The following is a 13,962-nucleotide window of genomic DNA, read 5'->3' on the forward strand; positions in this document are numbered from 1 at the left end:
TATTCTTTTGATTAAAATGTTCGTTGTGCCATGTTGAATGCCGCCAGCATCTCATCCGTTGCTTCGTCGACAGGCGTTACAGATTCCAGATCACCTTGGATCACACGACGGGTGACACCGCCCATTTCGCCACAGGTGATCAGCGTGATCATTTTACGGCCTTCCACTTCGTCAAGCAAATAGACATCGGTCGGGTCGACCCGTACAGAAGAAGTCGCGGTATACGTGTAAATATTTTCCAGATCGGTCACATAGATAGCCGCCCCGATGGCGACATCATCCAATGGCGTAAACAAAAGCTCTGGCGATTGAGCGCGATGGCTAGCTAGTGCGTAATTGCCTTCCCCCATTTTTTGGGTGGGACTTAACGTACCAGCACCATACAGCAAGGCCTCGTTGGCCAAGCCTTTAAAAATCGGCAGATTGATCCCTACACTAGGAACCGCCACGCCGCCGATCACTGGCAAGGCTTTGTTGCTCAGCTGCGCCCGTAAGACTGCTTCTGAACTCGCCGGCTCCACGGCATCAAAATCAAAGGTCGCTTCCGCTTCCATATTTTTTTCCACATCACTGCGATCAATGGTGCCGACTGCGTATGCTTCACCTGTTTGTTTAATAAAATAATTTTTGATTTGATTATTAAAAATCAATGCTAAACCAATCAATAACAGCAAAAGCAAAAAGAGATTGCTCAGCCAATTCGAAAGTCTGCGTTTCTTTTTTCTCATAGGTTTTCGTCTCCATTAGTTTCTTCTTTTATCATACCAAAATCCTCATAAAGACGCCAATTTTGGCCAGTTTTTTTACGAAAAGACAAGATTTGCCTTTTTTTGTCGAAAAAGGGAACTTAAAAATTGTTTTTTCTGTTATTTTGTAATATAACTTTAAACGAAAAGATACAAGCAATTTTCAGCGCTTTGTTGTAGAATGAACTTAGTATATAGGAGGGATCGATCGGCATGTCTAACACGATTTACGTACATATTGATACAACCAGCAATGCCGTCTTGACCCGCGGGCTTGCCCCCCAAGATTTTAACAAGAGCATCGTCCATCAGCCCAAGAATTTGCTCTTGCTTGATCCTTCCAGTGATTTCGGCGAATTCGACGGTCATACAGGCTTAAAAGTGATACGCGGAATGGAAGACGTCCAACTGTTTTTTCAGCAGATCAACAAAGGTCGTGTTGCCGAAGAAATGAAGTGGATCGATTTTAATGATTACGAGATGGTCAAAGAATTGACGCCTTTAGAGATCTCCGAGTTGTTATATTTTGGCCACATGAAGACACACCTCCACTCCCCTTTCTTTTACAAACTGCAAAATAACTTTGTTTTCTTTGACTTAAAAGATGCACGTTCCCGCGTTTATTATCGCTATTTAGATGAATATTATCGGATCTTGGCGGATCGGATCACCCGCATCGTCTTAGAAAAAATCAATGATCGCCTCTCCTTTTTTAAAAAAGCAACACCGGTGGAAAAGCTCGATTTTAATTTGCTGAAAGAATTGCGGGGAATCATGCAAGAAGGCATCGTCTTTTGTCTAACACAAGAACAATTGATCGACAGAACCTATACGGTCCCGATCTATCTGTCAGAAGATGCTGGCTTAAAAAACACGCTGGTCAATCAAAAAGAGCTGGATCAAATCGCTGTTTTACGCTATTCAGCCAGCAAAAAAAGCTGGTCGTTGGAAATCGACCAAGAAGATCTAGCGTTTGGCTTTATCGACAAAAAAATGTCTTGATGCTTCTCTTTCTCAAAGAGCATCAAGACATTTTTTGATGGTTCCATTTCTAAAACTAAGCTTTCGGGACAAATAATTTCGGGGCTGCCTTGACTAAGAGACCTAGGACGACCCCTACATAAACGATATTGATAATGACCGATGTCCCATTGAAGATCAAGGAATACAGATACGGACTTTGTCCTTTCGGTGCGTACATTCCCCAGACAAAGACCCCAGCCCAATAATGCCAAAACCAACGGCTGATCACCGCCACGATGCCCCCTAAGACGACATACCACGTAACGGTTTTGCTGTTTTGACGGATCGCTTGCTGGATTTTATTAGCAAACAAGCCGCCCATCCCGCCAAAAGCAAAGGCAAAGGGGTATTCAAAGATGATCTGTGGAACGGTGATAAAGTTACGCATGGCGCTACCAATCAAAATATTCAGCAAGCCCCACATAAATCCAGCTGTCATTCCCGGCAGCACTCCGCGACGATACGAATACAAGACCAAGGGCACGAGACCTAGAGACAAGTCGATACTGGAATTGGCTGTCTGGATCGGGATATACGACAAGACGACCCCAATCGCAGCGATCATCGTTCCTTCCGTCCAGACCTGCAGCGACATTTTTCGTTTCAAAAAAAACTCCTCCTTTAGAATCATCACAATTCACAAAGGAGAAGTGTTGGACACTTCAACTCGTCACAATTCCTACGTTCGCATGATCGAAACAGGTACGAAGGGTTTAGAGTACTCTCATTCTCAGCCTTTGCAGACTCCCCTTTGTGATTAGATTCTATTTTATTTTTTGCTTGCATTTCGCAAGTCACTTTCAAGAATACCATAAATTGGTGAAAAGAAACATGACTGCGATCGTTTTTTCTAAAAACATCCTGAAACTCCTCAGAAAAAAAACAGCCAATGAGGGGCTAAAGACCGACCATTGGCTGTTGTTCTCATGCTTATGAGACACGATTAAATTGATAATTTTGATTCAAACAGTGGACTGACTGGTTTGTTCTCATGGATTCGTTTGATCGCTTCGCCCATCAAGGCACCGACACTGATCTCATCGATTTTTTTCGACTTGCGGTCTTCTGGCAAGTGAATCGAATCTGTCACAACTAGATGCTCAATGGCAGAATCTTCGATCCGTTCCAAGGCAGGTCCTGACAAGACAGGGTGGGTACATGAGGCGTAAACACTTTTAGCACCTGCTTGTTTCAACGCATTCGCAGCCAATGTGATGGTACCAGCAGTATCGATCATATCGTCGATCAAGACACAAGTTTTGCCCTCAACATGACCAATGATATTCATGACTTCTGCTACGTTGGCTTTCGGACGACGTTTGTCGATGATCGCGATTGGTGACTTAAGAAACTCAGCTAATTTACGGGCACGAGTCACGCCCCCGTGGTCTGGTGAAACGACGACGACGTCATCGCCTTGAATGCCTCTTTCCAAGAAGTAGTTGGCGATCAATGGTGCACCCATCAAGTGGTCAACTGGGATATCAAAGAACCCTTGAATCTGTGAGGCATGCAAATCCAGTGTAACCATGCGGTTCGCACCGGCTTTTTCGATCATGTTTGCCACAAGTTTTGCGGTGATTGGTTCTCTTGATCGCGCTTTGCGGTCTTGTCTTGCATAACCATAATAAGGCATTACTACATTGATCGTCTTCGCACTGGCGCGCTTCAAAGCATCGATCATGATCAGCAATTCCATTAAGTTATCGTTTACAGGGCTGCTGGTTGATTGAATCACGTAGACGTGGGCACCACGAATACTTTCTTCAATATTCACTTGGATTTCACCATCGCTAAATTGTTTGACTGAACACTTACCTAATTCAACACCTACTGCAGCTGCGATTTTTTCCGCCAAAGGACGATTTGAGTTCAGAGAAAAAATCTTCAATCTTGGATCAAAATAATGATTTGACATGAGAACCTCCACTTTCTTTGCGTTCATCTAGAAAAAAATGACTCCTTTTACTAGAATCTTCTTCCTAATAAATAGTAGTCATTTTTCCTTAAGAAATCAAGTCATTTCGCTATTTCTAATTTAGATAAGGCAACTTTTTCGCGTAATCCGCTTTATTTTCCTGACGGGCGCGGGCAATCGCCATACTGTGTTTAGGAATATCTTTGGTGATCGTTGAGCCAGCAGCGATCATCGTTTCCTCTTCGATGGTCAATGGCGCAACTAGATTGGAGCCAGAGCCGATAAAGCAATTGTCGCCGACAGTCGTTTTGAATTTGCTCTTGCCGTCATAATTAACAAAGACTACGCCGCAACCGACATTGATGTTTTTGCCTAAGGTCGCATCGCCAACATAAGACAAGTGTCCGACTTTGCTGCCTTCACCAATCGTCGCATTTTTGACCTCCACAAAGTTCCCGATATGGGCATGGGCCAAAATTTCCGCATTAGGACGAAGATGGGCATTGGGACCGACATCGGCGCCATCATGAATGATGCTCTCCTCGATCGTCGATGCCTTGATCGTCACTTGGTTGCCGATCTTGCTGTCTTCTATTTCAGAAGCTGCCGTAATGACACAGTCTTCTCCGATCGTCGTCTTCCCTTTGATGGTGACACCGGCTTCGATCAGAGTATCTGAGCCGATCACAACACCTTCGTCGATATAAGTCGTTGCCGGATCGATCAAGGTCACGCCATTTTGCATGTGCTGACGATTGATCCGCTGACGCATCAAGCGATTGGCTTCGGCTAAGGCGATGCGGTCATTGACTCCTAATGATTCATGAAAATCTTCGGTTTGATAAGCAGCGATGATTTTGCCGTCTTCCTTTAAGATCTCGATGATATCAGTCAAGTAGTACTCCCCTTGGGCATTGTCCGTATCTAATTTTGCCAAGGCGTCAAATAACAATTCATTGTCGAAGCAATACGTCCCTGTATTGATTTCTTGGATCAGCGCTTCTTCGATCGATGCATCTTTTTGCTCAACGATTTTCTCCACGATACCGACACGATCCCGCACGATTCGGCCATAGCCTGTTGGGTCTGCCGCTTGCGCCGTTAAGATCGTCGCCGACGCATTTTTCCCTTGGTGGTAATCGAACAAGTTATTCAAGGTTTCCGTCGTCAATAACGGTGTATCCCCACTGATCACTAAGGTCGTCCCTTTTTTGCCTTTTAAAAACGATTCGGCTTGAACGACGGCATGGCCAGTACCCAATTGTTCGGCTTGTAAGGCATAGTTGGTGCGATCCCCCAGCTGCTCTTTGACCATTTCTGCCCCGTGACCGACGATCGTCACGATCTCTTCAGGATTTGTTTCCACCACTCGATTCATGATGTGCTCCACCATTGGTTTGCCACAAACAGGATGTAACACTTTATATAACTTCGATTTCATGCGCGTGCCTTTTCCAGCCGCTAAAATTATTGCAAAACGTGCGTCCACGTATTCCACTCCTATCAATCTGAACGATTTTTGTTCATTGAATTTCCTATAAACAGTTTAGCCCAAGTACTTGTAAATTTCAACGATTTAAGGAATCCCCACCTAGACCAATCAAAAAAAAGACTGGCGGCCGCCGTTTAAAAAACAGCTGCTTGCGCCAGTCTAAGAGCCACAAAAAATCAGGCTTTTTTCTCAAAGTAATTTCCCGGTACTACCGAGATCGTTTTGGTCTGGGTATCGACATCTTCAACATACAGCAGAGAACTGTAATCGCTGATGGCCCGCTTGCCTTTGAATTTCGTTTCGGCAAAAACCGTAATACCGACTAATTCGGCTTCAAATTCTTCAATCAAGCTCTTCATCCCATTGACCGTGCCGCCGCCTTTCATAAAGTCATCGACCACCAATACTCTAGAGCCGCGCTTTAAGCTGCGCTTGGATAATTCCATTTTTTCGATGCGCTCTGAAGAACCAGAGACATAATTGACACTCACGGTCGAGCCTTCAGTGATCTTGGAATCACGACGCACGATCACGAAGGGAACATTCAAGTAGTAAGAGACTGCTTGAGCGATCGGCACTCCTTTAGTAGCAACGGTCATCACCGCATCGATTTGTTCGCCTAAATATTTGGAAGCGATGATGCGGCCGACTTGGCGCAGCAATTCCGGTTCGCCTAATAAGTCAGATAGATAAACATAGCCGCCAGGCAACAAACGGTCTTGCTCAGACAAGCGTTCTGCCAGCCCTTCGACGTACGCATACGCTTCTTCTTCAGAAATTTCAGGCACAAAAAAAACACCGCCAGCAGCGCCTGGCACGGTATCAAGAATGCCTGTTCCTCGTTCTTTAAAGGTCTTTTTGATAATAGATAAATCTTCGCTAATCGATGATTTTGCAGAGGCATATCGTTTAGAAAAGAAGGACAATGAAATCAATTCATGTGGATGATTCAACAAGTAATGTGTCATATCGATCAGTCGTTCACTTCGACGTATTTTCACACCGGACAACTCCTTTAGTTTATTCGCCTTATTATAAGGCTTTTTCGGGATAAATGCGAGCATTATCTAAAATATTGCTTATATTGTTCGGTTTTGATTAGAGTTTAAAAAAAAGAAACGAAAATTCTTCGTTTCTTTTTCATAAAGCCCTTTATTTTAGGCGTTGTTTTCGTTGGACGAGGATCACGATGCGTTTGATCAAATTGATCACTAAGAAAAGAGCGATAAAAACCAGCGTGATCGTCGCACCCGGTGGTGTGTCCAAATAAAAGGAACTGGTCAAACCAGACATCATCCCAATCATGCCGATCACGACACTGATCAAAATCACGGCATTGAAGCTCTTGCCTAAACGCATACTGATGGCAGCTGGTAAAACCATGATCGCAGAGATCAACAATGCACCCGCAATCGGGATCATCATGGCGATTGCCACCCCCGTCAAGACATTAAAGAGCATCGACATCACTCGCACAGGCAAGCCATCGACATGGGCGGTATCTTCATCAAAGGTCAAAATGTACATGGGCCGTTTGAATAAGAAGAATAAAGCAAAAACGACTAAAAACAAAAAGCCTAAGATCCAGACTTGTTCTTGTGTGATCGTAACGATCGACCCAAACAAATACGATTGGATACTCGTTGCGGAGTTCCCCCCGCTAAGGTTCATCAAGACGAGGGCTAACGCTAAGCCGCCAGACATCAAAATGGCGATCGAGATCTCTGAATAACTGCGGTACAGTGTTCGCAAGTATTCCAAAATGATTGCGGCAATGACTACGATCAATAGCGTCGTCAAACTCGGATTTAGATTTAGAAAGAAGCCCAGTGCCACCCCTGCTAAAGAGACATGGGACAGCGTATCAGCCATCAATGACTGTCGCCGAATCACTAGAAAGACCCCCAGCATCGGTGCGATACCAGCAATAAAAATTGCCGCAAGAAAAGCTCTTCTCATGAATTCATATGAAAGCAACGCCATGGTGAATCCTCCTTCCGCACTAAACGGATCTGACGGTCCGCGTATTCTTTGATATCTTCGTGATCATGGGTGATCATCAAAATCGACTTGCCGTGGTCATGAGCATTGTGCCGTAGCAGTTCATAAAACAGATTGCGGGATTGTTCATCCATCCCCGTAGTCGGTTCATCTAAAATAAATAAATCAGGGTCCGTGGCAAAGACCCGTGCCAAGCTGATCCGCTGCTTTTGGCCACCGGACAACTCGCCGATCCGTTTATGACGCACGTCCCACATCCCGACAGCATCTAATGCACGGCGGACATGTTCATGGTCTCGTTTCGTCAAGCGCTTGAACCAGCGATCTCTTGGGTAGCGGCCCGATTGGACCAATTCCAAAACGGTGCTGGGGAACCCGACGTTAAAGGAAGCAATCTGCTGAGGAATGTAGCCGATGCTTAATTTTTCACCAGCAGCATTTTTGGTCGCCAAGGTGACTGCTCCTTTAGAAGGTTTCAACAAACCAAGGGTTGCTTTGATCAAAGTAGATTTTGCCGCCCCATTTTCGCCAGTCAAAATCACGAATTCGCCGTCTTCGACAAAGTAGGAAATGTCTTCCAAGACGGGCTCATCATCATAATAAAAGGTCAAATCTTTTACATCGATATAACGCACGCAGGCGCCTCCTTAGTGAATACTTTTTTGTAATGCTGCCAAATTGTCTTCCATTACAGACAGGTATGTTTCGCCGTTATCCATCTGCTCTTGCGTCAAGCTTTCTAATGGATTCAAGACCGCCAGCTCCACTCCTGTTTCAGACGCTAAGGTCTCAGCCACCTTCGATGACGCGTTTTCTTCAAAATAGATAACTTTGACTTGTTTTTCTTCTACATATTCTTTCAGCTCAGCCAACCGACTTGGTGTTGGTTCTTGATCGGGTGAAATGCCCGAAATCGATTCTTCGACTAAATCATACTGCCGTGCCAAATAGCCAAAGGCTGCGTGCTGCGTAACGAAGGTTCGTTGGGTCGCATCCTTTAACGCCGCTTGGTAGGCTTCATCTAGAGCAGAAAGCTTTTCGATATAGGCAGCTGCATTTTCCGTGAAAGTTGCCTTTTGCTCAGGAAACTTCGCAATCAAGTCATCGCGGATCGTTTCTACTTCTTGGATCGCTAAGACTGGGTCGGTCCAAACATGAGGATCGTACGTATGATCATGGCCTTCATGGCTGTCTTCGCTTTCGTGATCATGCGCGTCATGATCTTCCTCCTCTGTGCCTTCCACCAACTGAATGTTTTTGGCTGCTTCAATCACGGCTGTTTGCTCAGGATCGACGGAATCCGTCAAACTAGCGACCCAAGTTTCTAGCTCAGGACTATTGTAGACAAAGGCATCTGCATCCATGATTTTGGTCATATCTTTGGCACTTGGCTCATAGTCATGGGGTTCGGTTCCTGCAGGGATCAACAAGGAGACCTCTGCTGCGTCGCCTACGACTTCTTTCGTAAATTCGTACATTGGATAAAACGTCGTGACGATCGACAGCTTCTCTGTGTCACTCGATTGGCTTGTCGCTTCTTGCTGCCCACAAGCGCCAAGAAGCACGCCCCCTAAAAGGAGTGCTGTAGTAAGTAAGATTTTTTTCATCGGGATTTCCCCTTCCATTTGCTGGCTCTTCTTTTTATTTTAAAACGGAACAACTCCGTTTTGTTAGCAAAAGTTACTCTATCAAATGATTTCCGGTTCGTCAAGACAAATCGTACGTTTTACGATTTAAAACTTTTATTTCGAGATAAATCGGAAAACATAGGAGAAAACGTTCATTTGAAGCGGATTCTTCACTCAGGAACTTAGCCATATTTTACACCATTCGCCATGCGCCCCTGCTGTACCAGATTGAAAAATTAGAGAGTATGTAGGATAATAACCTAAAAGCACTTGGAGGAAACGAAGATGAACAAATTTGTAACTGTGCCGCCAACTGTAAACAACAGCGACTTGTTGACTCGAATCGTCTTACCAGAAGATCCTGCATCGCAGCAAACCGAAGAAATCCGCAAAACGATCGACAAACCATTGTATGAAGAAGACAAAAAGAAAAAATCCGCAAAGAAGCAGCACCAAAAAGAATAGCCTTTGCTTTACGTAAAGAATCAGACCCCGACGCCTTATTTTCGTCGGGGACTTTTGTGTAGGGCAGCTTCTAGATGCTTCCTTCCCCACTTCAGCTGCCTTTTTCTTTACCATTGAAATAGAAGGCATACAAAAAAACACAGGCGAATTCAGCCTGTGTCCTTGACTCATTCATTTCAATGTACGTACAAGATAAACCTCATCGCAGAATCCTTTTAAGGCATTATAGACCCGCTGTGCCCGCGAATATTTTTGACAAAGAGCAAAGACAGTCGGTCCGCTGCCGGTCATCAAGGCAACATCGGCACCATATTTCATCATGCGATCTTTGATCTGTTGGACGATCGGATACTTCGGGATCGTGATGGCTTCTAGGCTATTGCCCATGGCAGCGATCATTGCTGGATAATCTTCGGCTAAGACGGCGGCCGACAATGCTGCGATATCTGGATGGTGCAGTTGGTCTAGCTCGACTTCTTGAAAGATTTTCCCCGTTGAAACGCTCAAACGAGGTTTAACCAAGATGACCCAACATTGCGGCATCGGCCGCAGCGGCGTCACCAGCTCCCCTTTTCCTGCAATATGGGAAGTGGTCCCATAAAGACAATAGGGAACATCGGTGCCGACTTCCATACCAATATCGATCAGCTCTGCCATGGAAAGGTCTAAATGCCACAGGCGAACCATCCCCCGCAGCGCTGCCGCACAATCCGTACTGCCCCCACCTAACCCAGCTGCCACCGGGATATTCTTGGTGATGCGGATACGGATGCCTGTTTTTATGCCGTAGCGTTTTTTTAAGATACTGGCGGCTTGATAGACATTATTGCGTTTGTCGATCGGCAAAAAGGCTTTGTTGGTTTCTATAATGATCTTATCTTCTGCTATCTCTTCCATTATCAGACGGTCGGCTAGATCAACACTAGACATCACCATTTCCAACTCATGGTAGCCGTCTGTTCTTTTCTCTAACACATCGAGACCGAGGTTGATCTTAGCTGGCGCTTTTTCAATAATCTCCATCTTCATTCATCCAATCATCTGATAGTTATTTAGTTCTATCATAGCAGATTCTTATAAGATAGTTGAGTGATTTCTCTTGTTTTTATGATTGTTGCCATTTTGGTTGCCCTTTGGCTTGGTTCCTCGTAAAATAGAAGTACCAACTCAATAGATAAAAGAAAGCGGGGGAACCACATGGCAAATTTGATTCCAAGAGATTTCGCAGGCGGCGAAGAACTATTAGGCAAATTAATGAACAGTTTTTGGCAAGAACGGCAAATGAATACGGACATTAAAGAGTACGAAGACAAGTATCTCGTTCAAGCAGATTTACCCGGCATCAAGAAAGAAAACATCCGCGTCAGTTACGTCAACAACACGCTGACGATTTCAGCGGCTCAAACAGAGACCACGGAAACCGAGGAGGATTTCGGACATTATTTGCGCAAAGAACGCTCTAGCAGTGCCTATCAACGGACCTTCACCATCACAGACATTGATGACGAGTCCATTAAAGCAGTGTTTGAAGACGGCGTTTTGACCCTGACGTTACCAAAAGCCAGCTACAAAGATGCACCCGCAAAAAATATCCCGATCGAATAACCGAGATACCAAAAAGGCAGTCCCTTCAGAGAACGCTCTTGGGGACTGCCTTTTCCTATTTGCGTGCTTGTCGTCGATACGCCTGTCTTGAGGTCTGTGGTTCTTCTTCAGAAATCTCTTTTTTGACGTACAATTTCAAACTGTATGGTTCATGGTATTTCACATCATTTTTGATAAAATCACCGCCAGTGATAAATAAGCCCACTGGCTCTAAGGGCTGTTTGCCTGTCCATTGGATCGTGCCGACTTTCGTCATCTCCGTGTAGCTAGTACCGATCTGTAATGCGTACTCATTTTCCCCTTGCTGTTTGACAAAATAGTAAGGATACAAGGTGTTTTTCGGGATCGTAAAGCCGTTGGATGACAGTTTGATCGCCAATTCTTCTTGAGCGATCAAGGTCTGCAAATGATTCGCCAATACCAGCTGATAGTCTTCTTCAAAATGGATCACCGCTTTTTCAGTCGTCAAACGATCAATGTCGGTGGTGCTGATGGTTTCTCCTTCAATATTGAAGACTTCGTCTGGTAAAACTTTGACAAAGGCCTGAGTGACATCGAACTTCATATTTTTGTTTAAGAAATAATAGAAGATATTCAGTACCCAGAAGTAGACTAAGACCAAAAAGCCGACCGTATAAAGGATCGCTTGAAAATAGTTTTGGTTCGCAAACATCCCGTAGACGATCCGCAAAATATACGCCGTTGGAATGATACTGAGGATGGTATAGGCACGGTTCAAATATTTAGGACTGATATCGAGATAGCCCAAAAATTTATGGATGCCGTTGATTAAATCTAAAATAAGCGTCATTTTCTCACCTACTCATTTCCTTGATTCTCATCCATGATCCCTTGTGGATCTGGCGTGGTCTCTTCACTTGAAGAAGGTGTTTCCTGATTGTTTTCCGATGGTGCTGGTGAAACATTGGCATCGCTTGATGGCGTCGTTTCTGCAGGCACCGAAGAAGACGGAGTCGTTGCTGGTGTTGCTGGTTCACTGCTGGATGACGGTGTTGTCTGCTGGTCATCGTTCGTCGGTTGTGAGTCCGTGCTAGCAGGTGTCTGATTTTGACTGTCTTCTGTCATCGAAGAGGGTGTGCTTTCACTCGGTGCTTGTTCGGTCGTTTCTGTCGTCTCTGTCGTTTCCGTCGCACGACTTGGTTGGCGGTAGCTGCCTGAATTCACCACGCCGGTGGCAGTGGCAATAATCGTTGATATCGTTAAAAGTGCAATTGGTTTTAAAATAGGCGGGACTTTTCGCATGATTCTCATCCTTTTCTTACCCGATGTTGCCCATTGGCATCCTCGGTTCCTTCAGCCTCTTCTTACCTTTATAATCGTTTCTGACAAAAGGGTCAAGATTCCAGAGGCTTCTGTCGCAGGATTTAAAAAAAACTAAACATGTAACTGTTTTCACAAAAAAACAACGACGGCAGTTGCCGCCGCTACACAAGGTATTCATAAAACTTTTCAAAGGTCAGCCGCAACGTGCCATGGTAATCCCGTAAAAGGGCGGGCAAAGCGATCACTTCTTCATGTTGGATCGGGGCATCGATTTGGATCACCGCTTCTTCCTCATCCAGATAATAAGAACTAAACAGTTCATCATCAGCAACTTCTTCTAGCTGATTGGTCAGCTCTTCATAAAACTTTTCTACGATCGGTTCTGCCAACTCATCAAAGACTGGCTGCAAGGCTGCCTCTACAGCTGGAAACGGCTGCGCGAGTAATTGCTGTCCGCTGAGGGAATGGCGGGTATTCTCATAGGTCAAATAAAGCAGGTCGAAATAATCCTCTTCTTCCCCGATCGCTTCTAGCGTCAAAAGGGCTTTTTCTACCAATGAAACCAAGGCCGAGGATACCTCTTGATGCATCACCGCATCAACTTTTTCAAATAATTGCTGTTTCTCGATGACAAATGTTTCTTCCATAAAAGTGAATTCCGCTTTTTCAAAGCAAAGGGGGGTATCAGAGATAAATAGTTGGATCGTTGCCATGGCGTTGCCTTCTTTCTTTTTCAAGCTGCGGACAAACAGATGATTTGTCAACAGCGAAAATCTTCGTTAGCATAAATAATAGCAGGTGAACAAATTGTTCATCAAGTAATAAGGAGGAGATCGAATGAGTAAAGTTGCTGTTATTGTCACTGATCTAGTTGAAGATGTTGAGTTGACGTCACCAAAAGAAGCACTGGAAGCGGCTGGACACGAAGTAGTCGTTATTAGTAATGAAGGCGCCGAGACCGTCGAAGGCAAACAAGGTGGAACATTTACCGTCGATGCGGACATTGATACGATCGATCCTGCAAGTTTTGATGCTTTGTTGATCCCAGGCGGTTTCTCCCCTGACCAATTACGGACCGATGAGCGCTATGTGTCATTGACGAAAGACTTTTTGACATCTGATCGTCCTGTCTTTGCCATTTGCCACGGCCCACAACTGTTTATCCAAACAGGACTGACGAAAGATTTGACCTTGACGGCTTATGATTCTGTGCGACCAGATTTAGCCTACGCAGGTGCCACCGTCAAAGATGAGCCCGTCGTGATCGACGAAACCTATCGGTTGATCACCAGCCGAAACCCAGATGACTTAGATGCCTTCAATCAAGCCATTACCGAGGCATTGAACTAACCACGAATAAGACTTGGTTTCTTAGAGAAAAAAAGCCGCCAGTTGCAGCGTTCGATCCTTCGTATCGATCGAGCTGCAGCTGAGCGGTTTTTTCTTGCGTAGCTTTTCAGTTTTCAGTGAATGGCTCTTTCCCCGTTACTCGTCAGAGGGCAGCTCAAAACCATCGAAAGTCTCGCCATCATAGTAGCGCAATAATTCTTCCGTCGATAATAAGGAAGACGTCATTTCTTCCTGTGTCTCATTGGCCTCTCGAAGTTGGGCAAGGTAAGCCGCATAGGCTTCTGCCAACTGCCGATAAACAGCTTGCCGCGAAGTTCCTTCTGCTTGGATCGTCGGCAATTCACGGATAAAGGCCCGATAGACGGGGCGGTTTTCCTGCCATTCGATCGGCAATTCAATTACTTGAAGCTGGGCTTCTTCAAACCATCGTTCCATCGCTCTCCCTCATTT

At 45.0% G+C, this 13,962-nt stretch carries 17 protein-coding genes and 1 riboswitch; of the genes, 4 read left to right on the forward strand and 13 right to left on the reverse strand.

All coding sequences use genetic code 11. The features are described 5' to 3' along the window. Positions 1 to 11: 11 nt before the first annotated feature. Entirely contained in the window at positions 12 to 728 is a 717-nt protein-coding gene (locus IGJ25_RS00915; RefSeq protein ID WP_005230283.1) for a class A sortase, read from the reverse strand. 231 nt (positions 729 to 959) lie between these two features. Between IGJ25_RS00915 and IGJ25_RS00920 the strand changes: the two genes are divergently transcribed. After that, positions 960 to 1,748, forward strand: coding sequence for a hypothetical protein (locus IGJ25_RS00920; RefSeq protein WP_081117081.1), 789 nt, complete (start codon positions 960 to 962; stop codon positions 1,746 to 1,748). 55 nt (positions 1,749 to 1,803) lie between these two features. Here the strand turns inward: IGJ25_RS00920 and thiT are convergent, their stop codons facing one another. The 7 genes from thiT to IGJ25_RS00955 all read right to left on the reverse strand — a co-directional run bounded on the left by thiT (position 1,804) and on the right by IGJ25_RS00955 (position 8,787). Next, positions 1,804 to 2,376, reverse strand: coding sequence for an energy-coupled thiamine transporter ThiT (gene thiT, locus IGJ25_RS00925; RefSeq protein ID WP_081117080.1), 573 nt, complete (start codon positions 2,374 to 2,376; stop codon positions 1,804 to 1,806). Positions 2,377 to 2,428: 52 nt separating this feature from the next. Then, a riboswitch (TPP riboswitch) is annotated at positions 2,429 to 2,530 on the reverse strand. 182 nt (positions 2,531 to 2,712) lie between these two features. Next, complete coding sequence (locus tag IGJ25_RS00930) at positions 2,713 to 3,687, reverse strand: ribose-phosphate diphosphokinase (protein WP_005230276.1); 975 nt, start codon at positions 3,685 to 3,687, stop codon at positions 2,713 to 2,715. A gap of 115 nt (positions 3,688 to 3,802) precedes the next feature. After that, the gene (glmU, locus tag IGJ25_RS00935; RefSeq protein ID WP_225000770.1) at positions 3,803 to 5,176 is read right to left on the reverse strand and encodes a bifunctional UDP-N-acetylglucosamine diphosphorylase/glucosamine-1-phosphate N-acetyltransferase GlmU; all 1,374 of its coding nucleotides are present in this window, start codon (positions 5,174 to 5,176) and stop codon (positions 3,803 to 3,805) included. A gap of 179 nt (positions 5,177 to 5,355) precedes the next feature. After that, positions 5,356 to 6,180, reverse strand: coding sequence for a pur operon repressor (gene purR / locus IGJ25_RS00940; protein ID WP_005230273.1), 825 nt, complete (start codon positions 6,178 to 6,180; stop codon positions 5,356 to 5,358). Positions 6,181 to 6,331: 151 nt separating this feature from the next. Next, positions 6,332 to 7,162: a metal ABC transporter permease gene (locus IGJ25_RS00945; RefSeq protein WP_005230272.1), complete on the reverse strand. Its 831-nt coding sequence runs from the start codon at positions 7,160 to 7,162 to the stop codon at positions 6,332 to 6,334. After that, positions 7,135 to 7,815, reverse strand: coding sequence for a metal ABC transporter ATP-binding protein (locus tag IGJ25_RS00950; RefSeq protein WP_005232967.1), 681 nt, complete (start codon positions 7,813 to 7,815; stop codon positions 7,135 to 7,137). The genes IGJ25_RS00945 and IGJ25_RS00950 overlap by 28 nt, the downstream gene beginning before the upstream one ends. Before the next feature lie 12 nt (positions 7,816 to 7,827). Further along, complete coding sequence (locus IGJ25_RS00955; RefSeq protein ID WP_034696266.1) at positions 7,828 to 8,787, reverse strand: metal ABC transporter substrate-binding protein; 960 nt, start codon at positions 8,785 to 8,787, stop codon at positions 7,828 to 7,830. Positions 8,788 to 9,093: 306 nt separating this feature from the next. On the opposite strand from IGJ25_RS00955, the gene IGJ25_RS00960 reads away from it, so the two are divergent. Beyond that, a complete protein-coding gene (locus IGJ25_RS00960; protein WP_081117078.1) occupies positions 9,094 to 9,273 on the forward strand; it encodes a hypothetical protein in 180 nt (59 codons plus the stop codon). Positions 9,274 to 9,444: 171 nt separating this feature from the next. Here IGJ25_RS00960 and ispE read toward each other — a convergent pair whose 3' ends face one another. Further along, positions 9,445 to 10,296, reverse strand: a complete 852-nt coding sequence (gene ispE, locus IGJ25_RS00965; RefSeq protein WP_081117077.1) for a 4-(cytidine 5'-diphospho)-2-C-methyl-D-erythritol kinase — start codon at positions 10,294 to 10,296, stop codon at positions 9,445 to 9,447. 174 nt (positions 10,297 to 10,470) lie between these two features. Between ispE and IGJ25_RS00970 the strand changes: the two genes are divergently transcribed. Continuing rightward, the gene (locus tag IGJ25_RS00970; RefSeq protein WP_005230267.1) at positions 10,471 to 10,878 is read left to right on the forward strand and encodes an Hsp20/alpha crystallin family protein; all 408 of its coding nucleotides are present in this window, start codon (positions 10,471 to 10,473) and stop codon (positions 10,876 to 10,878) included. 55 nt (positions 10,879 to 10,933) lie between these two features. Here IGJ25_RS00970 and IGJ25_RS00975 read toward each other — a convergent pair whose 3' ends face one another. The 3 genes from IGJ25_RS00975 to IGJ25_RS00985 form a co-directional block, all read right to left on the reverse strand. Continuing rightward, positions 10,934 to 11,689 (reverse strand): DUF6681 family protein, encoded by a 756-nt coding sequence (locus tag IGJ25_RS00975; protein WP_081117076.1) that lies wholly within the window; start codon positions 11,687 to 11,689, stop codon positions 10,934 to 10,936. An 8-nt stretch (positions 11,690 to 11,697) separates the two neighbouring features. Beyond that, positions 11,698 to 12,141, reverse strand: coding sequence for a hypothetical protein (locus IGJ25_RS00980; protein ID WP_060791861.1), 444 nt, complete (start codon positions 12,139 to 12,141; stop codon positions 11,698 to 11,700). A 182-nt stretch (positions 12,142 to 12,323) separates the two neighbouring features. Next, positions 12,324 to 12,875 (reverse strand): hypothetical protein, encoded by a 552-nt coding sequence (locus IGJ25_RS00985; protein ID WP_081117075.1) that lies wholly within the window; start codon positions 12,873 to 12,875, stop codon positions 12,324 to 12,326. Positions 12,876 to 12,999: 124 nt separating this feature from the next. Between IGJ25_RS00985 and IGJ25_RS00990 the strand changes: the two genes are divergently transcribed. Further along, complete coding sequence (locus IGJ25_RS00990) at positions 13,000 to 13,512, forward strand: type 1 glutamine amidotransferase domain-containing protein (RefSeq protein WP_081117074.1); 513 nt, start codon at positions 13,000 to 13,002, stop codon at positions 13,510 to 13,512. A 135-nt stretch (positions 13,513 to 13,647) separates the two neighbouring features. Here IGJ25_RS00990 and IGJ25_RS00995 read toward each other — a convergent pair whose 3' ends face one another. After that, positions 13,648 to 13,947 (reverse strand): hypothetical protein, encoded by a 300-nt coding sequence (locus tag IGJ25_RS00995; RefSeq protein ID WP_015510628.1) that lies wholly within the window; start codon positions 13,945 to 13,947, stop codon positions 13,648 to 13,650. Positions 13,948 to 13,962 lie beyond the last annotated feature (15 nt).

This window comes from Enterococcus sp. DIV0240d (assembly GCF_051711245.1).
Lineage (GTDB): Bacteria > Bacillota > Bacilli > Lactobacillales > Enterococcaceae > Enterococcus_D > Enterococcus_D casseliflavus.